Here is an 18,953-nt window from a genome sequence, read left to right as displayed (position 1 = left end):
GTCCGCTCGGAAAAACAACCCCGCTGCGGTCGCTGCCACCGTCCGTTCGCGGTCGTTCCCCCGCCGGTCGTCAGTCGTCCGCGCGGGGCAGTTCGATTAGGATCGTCGTTCCGTCCGGACTCGACTCCTCGATGTCGATCGTCCCGCGGGAGAGGGAGACGATCCAGTGAACGAGCCAGAGCCCCATCCCGAGGCCGTGGTAGAGGGGTTCGACCGCCCCGTCGCCGGTGATGATCCGCCGCTCCTCCTCGGGAAGGCCGGGGCCGTCGTCGGCGATCCGGAGGCGGACCGTCTCGGGTCGCCGCTCGACGCGGAGTTCGACGGACGGCGACTCCCGGTCGCCGTGGGCGACGCCGTTCGCGAGGAGTTCGTGGATCGCCGTCTCGAGGGCCGGAATCGCGACGACAGTGGCGTCCAGGTCGTCCGCGAGCGAGACGTCGGCGTCGGGGTAGTCGATCCGGACGCTCCGACACGGGCGGCGACAGAGCGGCTCGAGTCCGATCGGCTCCGGCGTCGGCCGCTCGCTCAACAGGCGGACGATCGAGCGGTGCTTGTCGGTCAGGCCAAGCAGTTGATCGGCCTCCTCGACGATCGTCTCCGCGGCGCCAGCGGTCTCGCCGCCGGACCGCTCGGCGAGCTGTTCGGCGGTCCCCCGGATGATACTCATCTGGTTGGCGAGGTTGTGTCGCAAGACGCGGTGGAGCACGCGGAGCTGTCGCGTCGCCTCCTTGCGCTCGGTGACGTCCTGCTGGAAGCCGACGTAGTTCGTCACGGTTCCGCGCTCGTCTACCACCGGGGCGACCGTGACTCGGTTCCAGAACTCGCTCCCGTCGGTCCGGTAGTTGCGGAGTTCGACCGTGGTCGATCGCTCGGCGTCGATCGCCGTGCGCAACTCGTCGACCGGCTCGGCCTCGGTTCGCTCGCCCTGGAGGAACCGACAGTTCCGACCGAGGATCTCCTCGCGGGAGTAGCCGGTGATCCGCTCGAACTGGTCGTTGGCGTAGACGAGCGGATTGTCCGACTGCGTAGCGTCACAGAGCGTGATCCCGATCGGCGCCTCGTCTATCGCCCGCTTTTTCAACTCGAGTTCCTCCTGTCGCGCCTTGCGCTCGGTGACGTCTCGGACGAGCCAGAGGCGGCCGTACTGTCGGCCGTCGTCGTCGCGGACCGGCGTCGAGTACAGCTCGAACACCCGTCCGTCCTCGAGGGCGATCTCCTCGCGGCTCGTTGCCGACGGCTGCTCGGTCAGGCGTTCGACGCGACGGCGGAACGCCGTCGGATCCGCCAGCTGGCGGCTAATCCGCTCGAGGACGGCGTCGCCTCGCGGCGGCTCGAGCTCCTCGGCCGACACGTCCCACAGTTCCCGAAACCGGGCGTTCCAGGAGCGAAGCGAGCCGTCCTCGCCGACGACGAGGACGCCGTCGGGCATCGCCTCCTGCTGGGCCTCGAGGAGCGAGCGGCGGAAGGCGAGTTCGCGTCGCCGCTCGGCGCTGCGGTGGTTGCGCAGGGCGCGGTGGACGACGTCCGCGACGTCGCCCGCGAACCGTCTTTCGGCGTCGGTCCACTCGCGCGTCCGGCCGACCTGTTCGTGACAGACGACGCCGATCACCTCGCCCGCCGATCGGAGGGTCGCGTCGAGCAGCGAGTCGATCGCCTCCGGCTCGAGGTAGTTCGCCGTCAGTTCGCGGGTTCGCGGATCCGCGCGGGCGTCGCCGGCGCTGATCGTCCGGCGGGTTCGCAGCGCCTCGAAGTAGGCGGGATAGGTCGCCGCGGCGAGTTCCGCGCCGTCGCTGTGGGCGCCCGTTCGACGGTCGTAGCGGTCGACGCAGCGGATTCGCTCGCCGTCCTCGTCGAAGAGCCAGATGCCGACGCGGGTCGTTTCGACGATCTCGGCGGCCGTTTCGGTGATCGTGCGCGCGGCCGCCTCGAACCGTCCGTCGACCACGTCCGCGTCGGTCGTGAGCTCGAGGACCGCCTCCTGATAGCGCCGGCGGGAGTCTCGTCGCCGCGCGTCGGACTCGTCGGTCATCGAGATACGTGCTGTTGCGTGACGGACAGGATGAAGCTTTGGGCCCGTTCGGCCGATTCAAGACTGCCCGCCACGACCGGTCAGCGCTCCGTTTCCTCGAGGCGCTCCTGGAGCTCTTGGACCTCCGTGACCAGTTCGATCGGCGGCGTCGTGTTCACGTCGATCTCCGCGAACTCCTCGAGGACCGCCTTCGTTTCGGGATCGACCGTCTCACCCTGTTCGTGTTCGTTCGTCTCGTCCCTGTCGGCCGGTTGGCCACCGTCAGCGTTCGCCGGTCCGCGGAACTCGCCGTCGCCGAGGTCGAAGACGGTCTGGACGGGCTCGCTCGAGGTGCCTCCCTTCGCTTCGATCGCCTTCTCCTCGCGCAGGCGCTCTAAGACGTCCCTCGAACGCTCGACGACGGGGTCGGGGACCCCCGCGAGGTCGGCGACGTGGATCCCGTAGGAACGATCCGTCGGCCCGTCACGAACCGTCCGGAGGAAGGTGACGTCGCCGTCGCGCTCGTCGGCGGCGACGTGGACGTTAGCGACGCGGGGTAGCTTCTCGGCGAGGCCGGTCAGCTCGTGGTAGTGTGTGGCAAACAGCGTCTTCGCCTGCACTTCGTTGTGTAGATACTCCGTCGCGGCCCACGCGATGGAGATCCCGTCGTAGGTCGCCGTGCCGCGGCCGACCTCGTCCAAGATGACCAGCGACTCCTCGGTCGCGGTGTGGAGGATGTTCGAGAGTTCGCTCATCTCGACCATGAACGTCGACCGACCCTGCGCGAGTTCGTCGAGCGCGCCGACGCGGGTGAAGATGCCGTCGACCAGCCCGATCTCGGCCGACTCGGCGGGGACGAAGCTGCCGATCTGGGCCAGCAGGACGATTCCCGCGACCTGTCGCATGTAGGTCGACTTGCCGGACATATTGGGGCCGGTCACGACGAGGAACCCGCGCTCCTCGTCCAATCGGACGTCGTTAGGGACGAACTCAGTCGTCTGCTCGACGACCGGATGCCGTCCCTGCTCGACGTCGAGGCGGTCGTCCCGGTGCAACTCGGGCTGGACCCACCGGTTTTCGGCCGCGTGGGTCGCCAGACTCGCCAGCGCGTCGACGGTCGCCAGCGCCCGGCCGACGTCCTGGAGCAGTTCGGCCCGCGCGGCGACCTCCTCGCGCAGCTCCTCGAACAGTTCGTACTCGAGGTCGCCGCGCTGTTCCTCAAGCCGGAGGATCTCGCGTTCCTTCTCCTCTAATTCGTCGGTCGTAAAGCGCTTGGAGTTTTTGAGCGTCTTGATCTCCTCGTAGTGGTCGGGGACGCCGTCGGCCGCGGACTTGCCCACCTGAATGTAGTAGCCGTCGGTCTTGTTCCGATCGACGGTCACGTGGCTCAGGCCGTACTGCTTTTTCTCCCGGTCGGCGAGGGTATCGAGCCACCGCTTGACCTCCTCGTGGCGGTCGATCACCTCGTCCAACTCGTCGTCGTAGCCCCGCTGGAAGAGCCCGCCCTGCGTCACCGTCGAGGGCGGCTCGTCCGCGATCGCCTCCTCGAGAGCCTCCCGCAGTTCGCTCGCGGCGTCCCGGTCGGGCCGGTCGACGATGTCCGACAGCGGCGACGCCGCGAGGTCGGGGTTCGACTCGATGGTCTCCGCGAGCGCGGGCAGCACCGCGAGCGTCTGCCGTACCGAGAGCAGATCCCGCGCGTCAGCGCTTCCGTGGCTCGCCTTCGAGGCCAGCCGCGCCAGGTCGTAGGCCTCGTCCAGCCGGTCCTGTAACTCGTCGCGGGCCAGCGCCGCCGAGGACAGCGCGGCGACGCTCTCCTGGCGGCGCTCGAGCGTCTCGAGCGACCGTCGGGGCCGCTGGAGCCACTCCTTCAACAGGCGACCGCCGGCGCTGGTTTCGGTGTGGTCGATCGTCGCGAACAGGGAGCCCTCGCGCTCGCCCTGCATCGTCTCCGTGAGCTCGAGGTTGCGCTGGGTGGTCGCGTCCAGCGTGACGTGGTCGTCGCCGTGGTGGGCCTGAATGCGGGTCATCGAGGCGAGCACGCCGGTGCCGGTCTCCGCGACGTAGTCGAGCACCGCGCCGGCGGCCGCGAGGGTCGGCTCGCCGATGGCGAGGCGGCCGACCGTCTCCTCGCCGAACTGCTCCCGAACGGCGTGGGCGGCTCGCTTGGGCGCGAAGGCCTCCGTCTCGTGGAGCGTCAGCGCGGCGTCGATCCGCTCTCGCACGAGGCCGAGCAGGTCGTCGTCGGTGCGCACGCCGGGCCCCGGCAACACCTCGACGGGATCGAATCGGTACAGTTCGGTCAGCGCGTCGTCGGCGTCCTCGGCGTCGGCCACGAGAAACCGTCCCGTCGTCACGTCGGCGAAGGCGAGGCCGTAGCCGCCGTCGCCCGGGGACTCGGTGCCGTCGACCACCGCCGCCAGGTACTGCGCGTCGGCGTCGGTCGTCTCGAGCAGCGTCCCCGGGGTGACGACGCGGACGACCTCGCGGGCGTGGCCGGAGTCGGTCTCGTACTGGTCGGCGACGGCGACCCGGTAACCGCGCTCGACCAGCGCTTTCAGATAGGGCGTCAGATCGTCGATCGGCACGCCGGCCATCGGATACGACGAGCCGTGCGAGGACTTCTGGGAGACTTTGAGATCGAGTTCCTCGCTGACGGTCTCGGCGTCCTCGCCGAAGAACTCGTAGAAATCGCCGCATTGCATCGTCAGCAGATCGGCGTCGGTGTCCTCCTTGAGCGAGAAGAACTCTCCGACGATACCCGTCGCCTCGGTCATACGCGGTGACTGTGCCGCCACCGCTAAAACCATGCGGGTTCCGCCGTGGGCGTCGACTCGAGTGCTCGACGGACGGCGGGACCGCTGGTCCGACCGCCTATACCTCGTGCTCTTCTTCGACCTCGGTCAACTGTTCGACCAGATCGACGATCTCCTTGACCAGCGGGTTGGCCTCCGCGTTCGCCTGCGCAAGGTCGTCGGTCTCGGTGGCGACCTTGGTCGCCGTCTCCATGACGGTGTCGGTCATCCCCGCGACTTCCTCGGTGCTGGCGGCCTGATCGTCGGTCGCGGTCGCGACCTCCCTGATGCCCGAGGAGGACTCCTTGACCGCGTTCTCGATCTCTTCTAAGTTGTCGACCGTCTCCTCGACGAGTTCGACGCCGTCCTCGATCTCGTTGTTGGCCGTCTCGAGGCTCTCGACCGTGTCGTGGGTGTCCTCCTGAATCTCGGCGATCATCCGCTCGATGTTGGTCGCCTCCTCCTGGGACTCCTCGGCGAGGGACTTGACCTCGTTGGCGACGACGGCGAAGCCGTCGCCGGCCTCGCCGGCCGTCGCCGCCTCGATGGAGGCGTTCAGCGCGAGCAGGTTGGTCTGGTCGGCGATGTCGTTGATCACTTCGACGATCTCGTCGATCCGCTGGACGCCCTCGCGGAGGTTCTCGACGTCGTCGGTGACCTCGTCGGAGGCGTTTTTCACCCGCTCCATCTTGGTGATCGCGTCCTCGGCGGTCTCGGCGGTGTCGACGGCGATCTCCTCGGCGTGTTCGGTTGTCGCGCTGACCTCCTCCGTGTTCGAGGCGATCTCCTCGACGGTCGCGCTGAGCGTCGACATCTCGCTGGCGATCTCCGAGATCGACTCCGACTGCTCCTCGGTGTAGCCGTCGATGTTGTTGATGCCGTCGTTGATCTCGTCGGCCAACTCCTCGAAGTCGCCGAGGATCCCCTGGAGCTCCTCGTGGACCTGCTCCCGGCGGCGTTCCTGTTCCTCGAGTTCGGCCAGGTAGACGTCGACGCGCGCCTCGATCGCGAGCTGCTGGTCGATGACCGCCGTCCGGAGGAACGCGAGCGATCGTTCGACGGTGGCGTCGACCGCGTCTTCGACAGCGGGCTCAGTGTCCGACTCGTCGTCGGCCGTCTCGAACTCGGCTTTGACATCGGCGGCGATCTCGTTGAGCATCCGCTCGTAGACGAGCCCGAACGAGCCGACGTACTTGTCGAGCCCCGCCTCGAGGAACGGGTCGATATAGCCGGTCTGCATGCGCCGCTCGAAGAAGGAGTGGTCGTACTCGCCCTGACCGAACTCGCGGAGATACGTTCGCTGTTCGCGTTCGACCTGATCCGCCGTCACGCCTTCGCTTCCGAACGCCTCGAGGACCTCCGGCTGGGCCTGGACGTTGTTGTAGTACTCCTGGGGAAGGTCGTCGCTGACCCGCTCGAAGATCTCGGACATCGACTCGAGAAGCTCCTCGTCCCGGGGCCCCATCCCGACGAACGATTTCACCTGCTCGACGGTCGCTCGGTCGACGGAGAACGACGCCGCTTCGCCTGCGTTCCGGTCGGACAGCTGTGAGTCCGAGGGCCCACTGAGTTGTGACATGGATACATCAGGGCCCCTGACCGCCATAAGTGTTCTTGCCGGACAATTACCGATACCTCGAACAATCTCCGTGGATGGCTTGGTATATCCCGTCTACCGGCCAAAAATCAACGCAGATGTGAGAGTAGTTCGATATATTATCAGCCATCAAGTATTTATTCGGGGTCCGTAATCGTGTCGATCGGTCGGGTGAGAACGCGCTTTTGACTGGCGACCGTCGACCGCGATCGGACGGGCGGGCCGGCCGATCAGTACAGTTGCCCGCCCGTCGGGACCCCCTCGTCCGGCGACACCAGAATCGGATACCCCTCGTCGCTGGGGACGCCGACGGTCAGCGCCTCGGATTTGAAGCCCGCGATCCGGACCGCGCCGAGGTTCGTCGCACACAGCACCTGCCGGCCCTCGAGTTCCTCGGAGTCGTAGTGGTAATCTAACTGTGCAGCCGACTGGACCTCGCCGTGTTCCTCGCCGAGGTCGATCCACAGCTTGGTCATTGCCGGCTTGTTCGCCTCGGGAAACGGTTCCGCCGCGAGTACCTCGCCGACGCGAATGTCGACGTTGAACGGACTCTCGACCATGCGGCGCGGTACTCGATCCTCGAGAATGAGCGTTCGGTTCCCGGAACCGGCGTGTACTCGTCGTGACAGCCGGTTCCGAGTTCGGGTTCGGGGTCGACTGCGCTCAGCTATCGCTGCCGGGAGCTTCGACCCGCGTTTCGACCGTTCCGGCACCGTCCCCGGCGAGCGAGAGCGCGAGGCCGATACCGACGTTCGCCATCGTTATCGCGACGCCGATGACGAGCAGCCCCAGCGCGAAACCCGTTTCCGAGGACACCGGCAGTTGCGGGCCCATCACGGCGGTCGTCGCGAGCGCCAGCAGTCCGCCGAACGCGCCGGACCAGAGGCGGGCCGTCGTCCCCCACTCCGAGTTACCCCGTAACAGTCCCGGGATCGCGTCCGCGTGATAGGCCGTCAGCCCGACTCCGATCGTCCAGAACGCGCCGACGTACGCGGCGAGCAACGGCACACCGGCGAGCCAGTAGACGCCTCCCGAGGTCGCGAGTCCGAGCGCTATCGCTGGAATCCACGTTCTCGAGTCGATCATACGTGTCCGTACGCCGGTATCTATTATAACGCTGTTGTTGGGATGAAAACACGAACTCGTCGGACCGAGAGCGGACGGCTCGAGGCATCGGTCGCTCTAGTCGAGCAGTTCGCCGGCCAGCAGCTCGAGGCTCTCGTCCTCGTCGTCGGCCGCGTCGGGAACTACGAGCATGACCTCCTCGATGCCGGCGTCCGCGTACGCCGCGAGGCGGTCCCGGACCTCCTCGGGCGTCCCCGTCGGCGCCGTCTCGACGTATCCCGAGAGGAAGAACTCGCGGGGCTCGGACGGCTCGTCGGGGAGGAAGTCGTCGGCGAATTGCTCGCGTTTCGCCTCGGCGTCGTCGGTCGTCTCGCCGACGAAGACGAACAGTTCCGCGGACTTGCGGATCTCGTTATAGCGCTCCTCGCTCTCGCAGTGCTCGCGCAGCACGGCGAGTTTGTCGGCGAAGCCCTCGGGCTCGAGCGTGCCGAAGTTCCAGCCGTCGGCCAGTTCGGCGGCGTACCGCAGCGTGAACTCCTCGCCCCCGCCGCCGATCCAGATCGGCGGATGCGGATCCTGTACGGGCCGGGGTTCGCAGAAGGCGTCCTCGAGGTCGATCTCGAGGTGCTCGCCCTCGTGGCTGTACGTTTCGTTCGTCCACAGACCCTGCAAGATCTCGACCGTCTCGGCGAGCCGGCGGAGACGCTTTGCCGGGGGATCTCGGAACTCGTAGCCGAAGCGGTCGTACTCGGCTTCGTACCAGCCTCCGCCGAGGCCCAGTTCGAGGCGGCCGTCGCTGATCCGGTCGACCTGTGCGGCCATCTTCGCTAGCAAGGCGGGATGACGGTAATCCTGACTCGTCACGAGCGTGCCGAGCCGGATCTCGTCGGTGGCTTCCGCGAGGGCGCTGAGCGTCGTCCAGCACTCGTGGACCCCCCGCCGCGGGTCGCCGATCCACGACTGGAAGTGGTCCTCGAGCCAGACCGCGTCGTAGCCAAGCGACTCGGCCTCGAGCGCGACGTTCCGGACCGTTTCCGTCTCGGTGCCGTACTGCGGGAGGACGAGTCCGACGTCGAGGTCGGTCGCGTCGCCGGCGCCGTTGCCGTCGGCGCTCATCGGTCCACCTCGCCCTCGAGCGCCAGCGCTCGCTCGGCCAGCGTCTCCGGATCGCTCGCGACGAGCTTCACGAGCGATTCCTTGCCGATCTCGCCGCGGTCGACGACCGCGACCGGAGCGTCGTCGCGATCCGCGAAGGCCTGTCGAGCCCCCCAGCCCATCGTGCTCTCCTCGGTCGCCGCGACCTCGTCGGGCTGTTCGTCGCGGTCGTACTCGGCGACCGGCCACTCGAGGGCCTCGAGCGCGTCCTCGACGTCGTCGTTGAACCGGCAGTTAACCGCGAACCGAAGCGCCGGGAAGAACTCCCGGGCCGCGAGCAGGAAGCGGGCGACGTGACTCGAGGCGCCGAACCGAACCCCGCGGTTGGGCTGGACGCCCGAGAGCGTGCGCGTGATTCGCCCCTCGACGGCCGCGGTCTCCGCGACCGATTCGGCGTAGGGGGTCGCGCCGGCGACGTTCATCCCGACCTCGGGGACCAGCGCCGACACGTCGGCGTCGACGAAGCGGTCGACGACGGCCTGGACCTCCTCGGCCGTCAGTTCGCGGCTGGCCTCGTTTCGCAGCGGGACCATGTGGTTGACCGCGCCGTGGCCCTCGCCGACGTCGTAGTAGTAGCGCACCGCGCGGGCGAGGAACTGCGTCGCGCCCTCGACGGCCGTCTCGAGGGGCTCGTCCGTCGCGAGGCGGGCCGCGATCGCCGACCCCAGCGTACAGCCCGAGCCGTGGGTCGCCTCGGTGCCGACCCGCGGGTGCTCGAACGTCCGGACGCCGTCCGCGGTGACGAGCGTGTCCCGGACCGTCTCGCCGGGGACGTGGCCGCCCTTGACGAGGGCGGCGTCGACGCCCGTCTCGAGGATCGCCTCGCCGGCCGCGACCGCGCTCTCGTCGTCGGTTACCTCGATACCCGTCAGCACCTCGGCCTCGTCGGCGTTGGGCGTCGCCAGCCGCGCCTCGCCGAGCAGGTCCTCGTAGGCGCGCTCGGCCTCGGGCTCGAGCAGCCGGTCGCCCGAGGTCGCGACCATCACGGGATCGACGAGCAGCGGGAAGTCGAACTCGCGGGCGTAGTCGGCGACGGTCTCGATGACCGGCGTCGTCGCGAGCATCCCCGTCTTCGCCGCGCCGACCGCGAAGTCGCCGGTGACGGCCTCGATCTGGGCCTCGATCTCTTCCGTCGGCAGGACGTGCGAGGACTCGACGCCCCGGGTGTTTTGAGCCGTGACGGCCGTGATCGCGGACGTACCGAAGACGCCGTGGGCGGCCATCGTCGCGAGGTCGGCCTGGATGCCGGCGCCGCCGCCGGAGTCGCTGCCGGCGATCGTGAGCGCTACCGGGCGCGAATCGGGTGCTGGCGTTCTCATACGTGGCTCGTATTTTCCGGTTGTACAAAGCGGTCATGGTCGAGGATCGTGAGAGTCGACTTTTCTACCATACCGAACCGACTCGAGCAGTCCACGGCGGTGGCGCGTGCGGGGCCGCAGTGAGTGCTGAACGAACTGCGGCTCGAATCGCGCGAGGGATGAGCGAGTGGAACGAGCGAATCGGCTGGGGAGGGGGTGGAATCCCTCGGTACCAGTATGAGCAGGTCGCTCGGTCGAGGAGAATCGAACCCGATCGCAGCGTCCTGTTATCGTGGCAACGAGGAATTGCCACCTCCTCCCCAGCCGATTCGTTCACTCCCTCCGGTCGTTCACTCATCCCTCGCGGTTCGCTGTCCGCTCACCGCGACGCCGCACGCGCCACTGTGGAACGACCAGTTCTGTCGAAGAGACTCGAGTGGCTCGGGAAATCGAACGAAAATTCCGCTAGTCGTTCGCCGCGTCGGCCAGTTCGGCGTACGCCCGCCACGAGGGGTCGACGGTGGGATGGGCAAGCCGGTCGCCGTCGACGAGCACCTCGCCACCGCTTGCTTCGTCGATGGGTTCTACCCGGCCGATTTCGGCGACGACGGTGTCCCGGTCCTCGAGCGCCGCCACGACGCCGTCTATACCCTCGGGATCGACCGCCACCAACAGGGAGCCGCTGCTGGTCGCGGCCCAGGGATCGATCTCGAGGTGTTCGCACACCGCTCGAACGCCGGGACGCATCGGAACGGCCTCTCGATCGATCGAGAACCGAGCGCCGGCGCCGTCGGCCATCTCGTTCAACGCGCCCGCGAGGCCGCCCTCGGTCACGTCGTGCATCGCCGTCACGGGCCCCGCGGCGGCCGCCGCGAGGGCGTCCCGGACGCAGTAGACTTCCGCGAGTCGCTCCTGCGCGTCGTCGATCACGTCGGGGGACAGTTCTGCCTCGAGTTGGTCGCCGAACAACGTACTCAAAAGCCCCACTGACTCCACGGCGGGCCCGGTCGTCAGGAGCAGCCGATCGCCCGGGCGGGCGCCGTCGGGCCGGACGATAGCGTCGGGGTCGCCGACGGCCATCGCGGTCGCGGCGCCGACCCAGGGATGGGAGGGGTCCGAATAGCGGGCGGTGTGGCCCGTCACGACGGCCACGCCGAGATCGACGCACTCCTCGTGGACGGTCTCCCAGACGGTCGCGAACTCCTCGTCGGTCATCGTCTCGGGGAGGGTGAAACAGATCGAGAGGTGCGACGGGGGGATTCCGCTGACGGCGACGTCTGCAAGCACGAGGTCCAGCGCGAATCGGGCTGCGCGCTCGAGTCCCAGTTGGGGCATGATCGAGATCGGGTCGGTCGCGGTCACCAGCGCCTGCCCGCCGATCTCGAGGACGCCGAAGTCGACGCCGTGCTGGGGGCCGACGGCGACGTCGTCACGGTCCGCGCCGAGGTTCGGCGCGACGCGGCGGTCGAAGAACTGCCGATCGATCTTGCCGAGGTCGCTCACGTCGGGGAGGTCCAACGGAGCCGCCTTAGCGATAGTGGTTTCGGGGCGACACGAGCGCTCCAAAAGAATCCGACACGCGCGGACAGAACACCGGCCACGAAGCGGCTACCGCTCGCGGAGGCCTTCGAAGAAGAGCGAGGCGAGCCAGACGATTGCGAACGCCGCGACCCCTCGCCCGCGACATCGAGGTCGTGTAACGAATCGTTCGCTACTCGAGGCGATCCCATCGGGGCGTCGACTCCAGTTTCGGCAGCGCCGACTCGAGGTCCTGTTCGGCGGCGCCGTAGAACCGTTCCCGGCCGACGGGCGTCTCGACTCGCATGACGACGGTGTTGGTCGTCACCCGGAAAATCGTCAGTAGCCACGAGCGGCCCGCCCGGGCCCACTCGCTGTGTCGAACGACGTCCTCGCCGTCGACTACGCGCGATCCGAGTTCCCAGCTCAGTCGCGATAAGTGCGGCAGATCGAACGGCACCGCGTCGGGCAGGGAGACGCCCGTGCCGGAGCCGTCCTGAAAGCCATGGGTAGCCATACCATGCGATTCGACACTCGAGCGGAAAAAGACATTCATCCGTGTTCGTTTATAAAAGATCACCGAGGATGGCGGGAGCGACGGGTCGAGCGGGGATACAACCGGAACGGCGAGTACAGCCTCGAGCGATCGACGACAAACTGCCAGTGAGAGAGAATACCGGACCGGCGGACCGCCGCGCTCGGTTAGTCGCCGGGCGAGGAGCCCGACTCGGGACGGAAGCTCCGGCTGATCACTTTCCAGGAGCCGGTCTCGAATCGGTAGTAGGTGACGACGGCCGGAACGAGCGTCTCGAGGACTAAGGCGGCGTAGAGCGCGCCGATGCCCAGCGGCGTCGCGGCCTCGAGACCCGGCACCGGAACGACGGCGGCGCCGACGTAGGCGACGGGGATCGCGAAGACGTACAGCCCCAACACCTGCCCGTAGAACGGCCAGTTGGTGTCGCCGCTGGCCCGCAGCGGGCCGGTCGCGCCGCCGCTGACCCCGCGGAAGACGACGCTGACGCAGGCGACGGCGATGAACGTCGTCACCAGCGGGAGGATCGACGGATCGTCCACGAAGACGCGGCCGACCTGCTCGGCGAAGAGGAAGACGATCGTCGCGCTGATCAGGTAGACGCCGACGCCGAACCAGAGCACCTCGCGGCCGTAGGTGTCCGCGGAGCGCTCGTCGCCGGTGCCAAGTTCCTGTCCGACGAGGCTGCTCGAGGCCAGCGAGAAGCCCCAGCCGGGGGTGTCCATCAGGTCCCGGACGCGGCGGGCGACGACGTAGGCCGCGAGGACGTTCGGGCCGAACAGCGCGACGATGGCGAGCATCGGGAACTGGGCGGCCCGGCGGGCGCCGTTCGTAAAGACCAGCGGCGTCCCGATCGAGAGCACGTCGCGGACGTCGGCCCGCGTTACGGGGGGCCACTCGAGGTCGAGCGTGACGGGGAATTCGCCGATGACCGGCAGGCGACCGGTCGTGAAGCCGACGACGAAGGCGGTCAACACGAGGACGTTCGCAACGACCGTCCCGATCGCCGCGCCGACGACGCCCATTCCCAGGACGAAGATCAACACGGCGTTGATCGCGACGTTGACGACGGCGCCGCCGGCCCGGAGCATCATCGGCGTCCACGCGTCGTCGGCGCCGACGAGGGTACGGCTCCCGATGAGGTTCAGCCCGGCGAACGGAACGCCGAGGGCGAGGACGCGGAGGTAGTCGGCACCGTAGGCGATCGAGGCGGCGTCGTTGCCGACGAGTCCGATCAACCGTTCGGGGACCGTCCCGTAGAGGACCCCGAGCGGCAGCATGATCGCGGCGGTGACGAGCGCGCAGGTCGTCACCGCAAGCGAGAGGTCGCGGACGGTTCCGCCGGTGTAGCGCTGGGAGACCAGACTGATCGTGGCGCCGGCGATGCCGCCGCTGATCCCGAAGGCCAGCCCCCAGTAGGGGGTCGCGAGGCCGACGCCCGCGATCGCCGCCGGCCCGAGGGCGATCCCGACCATCGCGACGTCCGCCGCGGACTTCGACATCCGGGCGAGCCCCGTGACGATCCGCGGCCACGCGAGGTCGGTCGTCCGCTCGACGCGCTGGGGAGCGATCACGCCTAGCCGCGCGAGCAGATACCCGACGGAGAGCAGCAGCCAGCGGAGGGGATTCGGGACGGTACGCAAGCGAGAACTCACAACGATCCGTCCGTGACCGAGCACTAAATGACTTCATATGTTGAGATGTTTAGGGAGAATATCTCACATTCAGCAAGTAGTACACCATTATCATTCATTATCTATACTCCTCGGCTTTGACATTCAGAGCCCGAAAACGGTGACCGACGGGGCAGCGGTGCCCGATCGCTCGGACGCGGACCGCTCGAGTCGTCGCCGCGTTCGACCGACGTTTTTACCTCCGGGTCGCCAACTGCGGGTATGGAACGCAAGGAGTTTCGCGATCTCGCGACCCCCGAGGAGGCGCGGGCGGCGATCGACTCGCTGTCGCTCGAGGGCGGCCTCGAGCGCGTCTCGCTCGAGGACGCTCGCGGCCGGGTGCTGGCAGCGCGACTCGACGCCGAACTCGACGTGCCGGGGTTCGACCGGGCGAGCCTGGACGGCTACGCGCTCCGGGCCCGGGACACGTTCGGCGCCGACGAGGCCGACCCGGCGCGACTCGAGGTGGTCGGCGAGGTCCACGCCGGCGAGGAACCCGACGTCGCGGTCGAAGAGGGGCAGGCGGTCGAGATCTCGACGGGCGCGGTGATGCCCGACGGCGCGGACGCGATGGTCCCCGTCGAGCGGACCGATATCGACGGGGAAGGCGACGACGTACTGGTCCGAACGTCGGTCGCGCCCGGCGACAACGTCATGTTCGCCGGCGCCGACGTCGCGGCCGGCGAACGGGCGCTCGGCCCGGGGACGCAGGTTACTCCCCGCGACATCGGCCTGCTCTCGGCGCTCGGGATCGACGAGATTCCCGTCCGCGCACCCCCGACGGTCGGCATCGTCTCGACGGGCGACGAGCTCGTCCGGCCCGGCGAGGACGTAGCGAGTTCGCGCGGCGAGATCTACGACGTCAACAGCTACACGATCGCGGCGGGCGTCGAGGACGCCGGCGGCGAGGCAGTGCTCTACCCCCACGCGGGCGACGAACAGGACGAGATGGAACGCATCCTGCGGGAGGCCGCCGAGGAGTGCGACCTCGTGCTCTCCTCGGGGTCGACCAGCGCGAGCGCGGTCGACGTCATCTACCGCGTGATCGAGGAGCAGGGCGAACTGCTGCTCCACGGCGTCAGTGTCAAACCCGGGAAGCCGATGCTCGTCGGCCGCCTGCAGAACTCCGCGTACGTCGGCCTCCCCGGTTACCCCGTCTCCGCGATGATGGTCTTTCGAACCTTCGTCGCGCCCGCGATCCGCGCCGCCGCCGGCGTGCCGGAGCCCAGAGCCGCGACCGTCACCGGGAGGATGGCTCGAGAGGAGCGCTACGCGGAGGGTCGAATGCGGCTGATGCCGGTCGGCCTGATCGAGGATTCGGACGGCGAGACGCTCGTCTACCCTGTCGACAAGGGCAGCGGCGCGACGACCAGCCTCGCCGAGGCCGACGGCGTCGTCGAGGTCGGTCCCGAGACCGACTACCTCGAGGAAGGAGAGTCCGTCACCGTCCGCCTCTTCTCGCCGGACGTTCGACCGCCCACGCTGCTGGGCGTCGGCGAGGACGACCCGACGCTGAACCGGTTGCTCGACGGCCTCGAGAACCCCCGCTACCTCTCGGTCGGCACCCGTCCCGGGCTGCGACGGCTCCGCGAGGGCGTGCCGGACGTCGCGGTTGCGGCGGGGCCGCTCGAGCGCGAAATCGATGCCGCGGAACTCGGTCGCTGGGACCGCGAGTGGGGGCTGATAACCCGGGCCGGCAACCCCCGCGAGGTGGAGGGGCTGGCCGACCTGATCGAGCGCGACCTGCGATTCGTCAACCGGACGAGCGACTCCGGACTGCGCTCGAGCCTCGAGTCGGCCCTCGAGAGCGTCGCAGCCGACCGCGACGCGAGCGCTCGCGACCTCCGCGAGTCGATCGACGGCTTCGACCTGGGTCTGCGGGCCCACGAGAGCCCCGCTCGCAAGGTCATCGCGGGCGAGGCCGACGTCGCCATCGGACTGCGCGAGACCGCCGACCGACTCGACCTCGGCTTCGTCTCCGTCGACGAGCAGCCGGTCCGCGCTCTCGCGAACCCCGATCGGACGGGCAAGGCGAGCGTGCGGGAACTCGCCGCCGCCCTCGAGGCCGAGTTCGGGACCGAAGCCGACGACTAACGCAGTCCCGGATTCGCCGACTGCAGACGAGCCGCGACCGTCGATCATCCCTCGGCGATATCAACGCGAACGACAGTCATCTCCGTCTGAACAGCGCTTTTTGTTCCAGTAGCGTGTACGAGTGGTAATGTCCACGATCGCCGAGTTCCGCCTTCCGGCTGCGGAGACGACACTGGGGGTCGCCCTCGAGCACGTCCCGAACGCCACGTTCGAACTCGAGTCCTCGGTGTCGAAGACGCGACCGTCCCTGTGGCTCTCCGACGTCGACCGCGAGCGGGCCGAGGCCGCCTTCGAGGCGGACCCGTCGGTCGCGGGGTACGAACTCCTCGTCGAAACCGAGTCCCGGCTGTTGTACGACGTGACCTTCGTGGACGAGACGGTGCGACTCAGCGACGAACTGCTCGCCGAGGGCGGCTCCCTGCTGGAGATGTGGGGCACCGACGGCTGGTGGCAGGTACGGGTCCGGTTTCGCGACCGCGACGCCCTCGTCGACGCCTACGACCGCCTCGAGGAGGTCGGCATCTCCGCCGACCTGCGCCGGGTCAGCGACGTCACCGGCGTCACGGACGACGAGACGCAGCTCACCCCTCAACAGCAAGAGGCCCTCGAGGCCGCCCTCGAGCACGGCTACTTCGAGATTCCCCGCGGCATCTCGATGGAGGAACTGGCCGACGAACTGGGGATCTCCCACCAGGCGCTGTCCGAACGGTTCCGGCGGGCCTACGAGACGCTGGTCGACGACGAACTCCAGCCAGCGAGTAATCGATCGGACCTCGAGTGACGCGAGCGGTTTCGATCACCCCGCTCGCTCCCCGCGGTCGCGCCCGGCAACGAATGCATGGCCAAGGGTTACGCCCTCGAGCGGCGAGGATGCCGTACGTGCTCGAACTCTACCAGGCGGAGGGCTGTCCCAACAGCGCCGAGGTCCGAGAGACGCTCACCGATCTCGGCCTCTCGTACGTGATCCACAACCCTCGACGGCCCGGATCGGAGGGCGGCGACACGCTCAACGAACTGACTCAGCGGGCGATGGTCGACATCGGCGGCGAGGACGCGATCCCGTTTCTCGTCGACACCGATCGGGCGGAGACGCGCTATGAAAGCGAGGAGATCGTCGACTACCTCGAGACGCACTACGAGTGACGGCCGTCGCGTCGCTCTCGGTCGCTCGAGTGCATCGACGATGAGCGACGAATCACGAAGTACGTGCGGCTGACGGTCGGTAGTCGACAGATTCCAAAACCTGCGATAGCAGCCGCTCTCGAGTGTTGAAGTGACGGGGTAGGTCAAGGCAGGTGAACCCGCGTGGAAACCACACGGGCTGAAAGGTGACTGCTGACCGTGCCGTCTACCTACCCTTTCGCCTATCGTCATAAAACACCTCCGATACGCAACTCCAATAGGATCGAACTGGCGAACAGCGAATCTGGGCCGTCGCTCCGGCGGGATCCGCACCCGAACCGAGTCGAAACTCAGTCGCTCGAGGGAATCAGATCGTCGACGAAGATTTCGGTGGGGACGTCGGGCAGCCGCGGGGGGACGACGCCGTCGCTCGAGTCGATGGTGTGGCCGGTTTCGACGTGGTGATCGATCGCCGCACGTGATCGAGTTCGGGCGGACGGTTCGTCGGTCGCGCTCGTGTGCCAGTCGCAGTGCAGACAGTACTTCATCCGTTGCTATCGCTAGCTGCGACCACGGTCCTGAAGCCTTTTCGGTGTCCGATCCCCGGGAGATCAGAACAGTTCGTCGAACGACTCGACGCGGTAGTCGCCGCGGACACACCGGCCCCGTCGCTCGTGACCGACGCGTTCGACGTGGATCGCGTCGAGGCCCGCGTTCCAGGCCGCGCCGACATCGCTGGCGCCGTCGCCCGCGAGGACGCCCGTATGACCGTTCTCGCCGACGCCGAGGTCGTCCATCACGCGGTAGACCGGGTTCGGGTCGGGTTTCCACCCGGTTTCGGGGGTACAACAGAGGCGGGCGTCGAACCAGTCGCGGATACCGAGGTGGTCGAGCACCGGCTCGCAGAGGAACTCCTGACAGTGGGTCACCAGCCCCACGGGCTCCTCGAGGTCGGCGACGAACGCGGCGTCATCGTGGAGATACGTCTGCTCGGCCCGCACCAGCGGATCCTCCTCGTCGTGGAAGGCGGTCCAGAACTCGTCGGGATCGAGGCCCCACTGCCGGAGCTGTCGATCCCGGGAACCGGTCAGTCCGCTCCAGAGAATGTCGGCTTCCTGGTCGGTAAACTCGTACTCGAGTCGCTCGCCGACCCGGTCGAACACGTCCCGGGTGTAGGACCACTCGACGTCGACGAGCGTGCCGTCGAGATCGAGCAGCCAGAAGTCGTACTCGCCGTCCATCGGACACTGTGGTACGAGCGTCTCGAGTAAAGATGTATCGCCTGTTCGCACCCGAGCACCGCGGCCCGTCGCGACCGGCGACGGGATCCGGGCGCAACTATCACTGCCGGCAGCGCTAAATCGCACAGCTATCAACGGCGTCACCGTTCCAAATATATAACTTGGTAGTATCATCGAATAATATCATGGAGAAGAACGGCGACGGTAGTCGAAACGGAGGTAGTCAAAATCGAACAGCCACTCCTTCGGATGCGGTCGACGGCGCCAGGCCCGATCTCGACGACCACCTGCGGTTGCTGTGCGAACGGCGGCGCCGCTACGCACTGTACCTGATGCGTGAACGAAACGCCGAGGAACTGTCCGTCCTCGCGAGACGGGTCGCCGCGGAACTGGCCGAGACGACTCCCGACGCCGTCGACGAGACACGCCGCGCGGAGATCGAAACCCTGTTCGTCCACGTCGATATCCCGATGCTCGAGACCGCAAACGTCGTCTCACACGATCGGCGGATCGAGACGCTGTCTCTCGAGGACCTCCCGGAATCGCTCGAAACGGCGCTCGACGCGTGTGCGGCGATCGACGGTATCGGCTTGGGCGACGGAAAAACCTCTGAAGAGACGCCGAACGATCCCGACTGAGCCGAGTCGTCGGCGACGCCCGCGATCGAAACCGTGCGGTTCCGGGCTAGTCGTCGGTATCCGTCACTCGGATGCTCGAGCCGAGATACTTCGAGAGCACCTCGGAGACGTTGTCGGCGTTAAAGAGGTCGAGGTCGTCGGCGATCGCGTCCTTCAGCGCCGCGAAGTACTCCTCGTCGACCTGTAGCTCGCGAAACAAGACGGACTCGACCGGCTC

At 67.8% G+C, this 18,953-nt stretch carries 17 protein-coding genes; 4 read left to right on the top strand and 13 right to left on the bottom strand.

Features of this window, described 5'->3' with window-relative positions; all coding sequences use genetic code 11:
- Nucleotides 1–70: 70 nt before the first annotated feature.
- The 10 genes from C477_RS07580 to C477_RS07535 all read right to left on the bottom strand — a co-directional run bounded on the left by C477_RS07580 (nucleotide 71) and on the right by C477_RS07535 (nucleotide 13,623).
- Complete coding sequence (locus C477_RS07580) at nucleotides 71–2,029, bottom strand: PAS domain S-box protein (RefSeq protein WP_008893875.1); 1,959 nt, start codon at nucleotides 2,027–2,029, stop codon at nucleotides 71–73.
- Between the two features lie 80 nt (nucleotides 2,030–2,109).
- Complete coding sequence (gene mutS / locus C477_RS07575; RefSeq protein WP_008893874.1) at nucleotides 2,110–4,785, bottom strand: DNA mismatch repair protein MutS; 2,676 nt, start codon at nucleotides 4,783–4,785, stop codon at nucleotides 2,110–2,112.
- A 97-nt stretch (nucleotides 4,786–4,882) separates the two neighbouring features.
- The gene (locus tag C477_RS07570) at nucleotides 4,883–6,382 is read right to left on the bottom strand and encodes a globin-coupled sensor protein (protein WP_008893873.1); all 1,500 of its coding nucleotides are present in this window, start codon (nucleotides 6,380–6,382) and stop codon (nucleotides 4,883–4,885) included.
- 248 nt (nucleotides 6,383–6,630) lie between these two features.
- Nucleotides 6,631–6,960, bottom strand: coding sequence for a tRNA-binding protein (locus tag C477_RS07565; RefSeq protein ID WP_008893872.1), 330 nt, complete (start codon nucleotides 6,958–6,960; stop codon nucleotides 6,631–6,633).
- Nucleotides 6,961–7,063: 103 nt separating this feature from the next.
- On the bottom strand, nucleotides 7,064–7,486 hold the full coding sequence (locus tag C477_RS07560; RefSeq protein ID WP_008893871.1) for a hypothetical protein: 423 nt from the start codon (nucleotides 7,484–7,486) through the stop codon (nucleotides 7,064–7,066).
- 96 nt (nucleotides 7,487–7,582) lie between these two features.
- Nucleotides 7,583–8,581 (bottom strand): TIGR03560 family F420-dependent LLM class oxidoreductase, encoded by a 999-nt coding sequence (locus C477_RS07555; RefSeq protein WP_008893870.1) that lies wholly within the window; start codon nucleotides 8,579–8,581, stop codon nucleotides 7,583–7,585.
- A complete protein-coding gene (gene thiD / locus C477_RS07550) occupies nucleotides 8,578–9,939 on the bottom strand; it encodes a bifunctional hydroxymethylpyrimidine kinase/phosphomethylpyrimidine kinase (protein ID WP_008893869.1) in 1,362 nt (453 codons plus the stop codon). The genes C477_RS07555 and thiD overlap by 4 nt, the downstream gene beginning before the upstream one ends.
- Before the next feature lie 444 nt (nucleotides 9,940–10,383).
- A complete protein-coding gene (locus C477_RS07545; protein ID WP_049914418.1) occupies nucleotides 10,384–11,421 on the bottom strand; it encodes an AIR synthase family protein in 1,038 nt (345 codons plus the stop codon).
- A gap of 208 nt (nucleotides 11,422–11,629) precedes the next feature.
- Nucleotides 11,630–11,953, bottom strand: a complete 324-nt coding sequence (locus C477_RS07540; RefSeq protein WP_008893867.1) for a hypothetical protein — start codon at nucleotides 11,951–11,953, stop codon at nucleotides 11,630–11,632.
- A gap of 185 nt (nucleotides 11,954–12,138) precedes the next feature.
- Complete coding sequence (locus C477_RS07535; RefSeq protein WP_049914400.1) at nucleotides 12,139–13,623, bottom strand: MATE family efflux transporter; 1,485 nt, start codon at nucleotides 13,621–13,623, stop codon at nucleotides 12,139–12,141.
- Between the two features lie 240 nt (nucleotides 13,624–13,863).
- Between C477_RS07535 and C477_RS07530 the strand changes: the two genes are divergently transcribed.
- From C477_RS07530 to C477_RS07520, 3 genes are all read left to right on the top strand, one after another.
- The gene (locus C477_RS07530) at nucleotides 13,864–15,735 is read left to right on the top strand and encodes a molybdopterin biosynthesis protein (RefSeq protein WP_008893865.1); all 1,872 of its coding nucleotides are present in this window, start codon (nucleotides 13,864–13,866) and stop codon (nucleotides 15,733–15,735) included.
- A gap of 127 nt (nucleotides 15,736–15,862) precedes the next feature.
- Complete coding sequence (locus C477_RS07525; RefSeq protein ID WP_008893864.1) at nucleotides 15,863–16,516, top strand: helix-turn-helix domain-containing protein; 654 nt, start codon at nucleotides 15,863–15,865, stop codon at nucleotides 16,514–16,516.
- Nucleotides 16,517–16,605: 89 nt separating this feature from the next.
- Nucleotides 16,606–16,878, top strand: a complete 273-nt coding sequence (locus tag C477_RS07520; RefSeq protein ID WP_008893863.1) for a glutathione S-transferase N-terminal domain-containing protein — start codon at nucleotides 16,606–16,608, stop codon at nucleotides 16,876–16,878.
- Between the two features lie 329 nt (nucleotides 16,879–17,207).
- Here the strand turns inward: C477_RS07520 and C477_RS07515 are convergent, their stop codons facing one another.
- A complete protein-coding gene (locus tag C477_RS07515) occupies nucleotides 17,208–17,405 on the bottom strand; it encodes a hypothetical protein (RefSeq protein WP_008893862.1) in 198 nt (65 codons plus the stop codon).
- A gap of 63 nt (nucleotides 17,406–17,468) precedes the next feature.
- The gene (locus C477_RS07510) at nucleotides 17,469–18,098 is read right to left on the bottom strand and encodes an HAD family hydrolase (protein ID WP_008893861.1); all 630 of its coding nucleotides are present in this window, start codon (nucleotides 18,096–18,098) and stop codon (nucleotides 17,469–17,471) included.
- A 185-nt stretch (nucleotides 18,099–18,283) separates the two neighbouring features.
- Here C477_RS07510 and C477_RS07505 point away from each other — a divergent pair, with 185 nt between their 5' ends.
- Nucleotides 18,284–18,736 (top strand): DUF7344 domain-containing protein, encoded by a 453-nt coding sequence (locus tag C477_RS07505; protein ID WP_008893860.1) that lies wholly within the window; start codon nucleotides 18,284–18,286, stop codon nucleotides 18,734–18,736.
- Nucleotides 18,737–18,782: 46 nt separating this feature from the next.
- Here the strand turns inward: C477_RS07505 and lwrS are convergent.
- Nucleotides 18,783–18,953: LWR-salt protein (lwrS, locus tag C477_RS23460; RefSeq protein WP_008893859.1), on the bottom strand; the 171-nt coding region annotated here is incomplete at its 5' end.

The organism is Haloterrigena salina JCM 13891, assembly GCF_000337495.1.
Lineage (GTDB): Archaea > Halobacteriota > Halobacteria > Halobacteriales > Natrialbaceae > Haloterrigena > Haloterrigena salina.
The sequence above is the reverse complement of the archived record's forward strand: the minus strand, read 5'-3'. Positions and strand labels throughout refer to the sequence as shown.

Excerpts from the sequence above, each read along its gene's own strand:
- C477_RS07580 (WP_008893875.1), bottom strand. The coding sequence starts at position 2,029 with ATGACCGACGAGTCCGACGCGCGGCGACGAGACTCCCGCCGGCGCTAT.
- mutS (WP_008893874.1), bottom strand. The coding sequence starts at position 4,785 with ATGACCGAGGCGACGGGTATCGTCGGAGAGTTCTTCTCGCTCAAGGAG.
- C477_RS07570 (WP_008893873.1), bottom strand. The coding sequence starts at position 6,382 with ATGTCACAACTCAGTGGGCCCTCGGACTCACAGCTGTCCGACCGGAAC.
- C477_RS07565 (WP_008893872.1), bottom strand. The coding sequence starts at position 6,960 with ATGGTCGAGAGTCCGTTCAACGTCGACATTCGCGTCGGCGAGGTACTC.
- C477_RS07560 (WP_008893871.1), bottom strand. The coding sequence starts at position 7,486 with ATGATCGACTCGAGAACGTGGATTCCAGCGATAGCGCTCGGACTCGCG.
- C477_RS07555 (WP_008893870.1), bottom strand. The coding sequence starts at position 8,581 with ATGAGCGCCGACGGCAACGGCGCCGGCGACGCGACCGACCTCGACGTC.
- thiD (WP_008893869.1), bottom strand. The coding sequence starts at position 9,939 with ATGAGAACGCCAGCACCCGATTCGCGCCCGGTAGCGCTCACGATCGCC.
- C477_RS07540 (WP_008893867.1), bottom strand. The coding sequence starts at position 11,953 with ATGGCTACCCATGGCTTTCAGGACGGCTCCGGCACGGGCGTCTCCCTG.
- C477_RS07530 (WP_008893865.1), top strand. The coding sequence starts at position 13,864 with ATGGAACGCAAGGAGTTTCGCGATCTCGCGACCCCCGAGGAGGCGCGG.
- C477_RS07525 (WP_008893864.1), top strand. The coding sequence starts at position 15,863 with ATGTCCACGATCGCCGAGTTCCGCCTTCCGGCTGCGGAGACGACACTG.
- C477_RS07520 (WP_008893863.1), top strand. The coding sequence starts at position 16,606 with ATGCCGTACGTGCTCGAACTCTACCAGGCGGAGGGCTGTCCCAACAGC.
- C477_RS07515 (WP_008893862.1), bottom strand. The coding sequence starts at position 17,405 with ATGAAGTACTGTCTGCACTGCGACTGGCACACGAGCGCGACCGACGAA.
- C477_RS07510 (WP_008893861.1), bottom strand. The coding sequence starts at position 18,098 with ATGGACGGCGAGTACGACTTCTGGCTGCTCGATCTCGACGGCACGCTC.
- C477_RS07505 (WP_008893860.1), top strand. The coding sequence starts at position 18,284 with ATGGAGAAGAACGGCGACGGTAGTCGAAACGGAGGTAGTCAAAATCGA.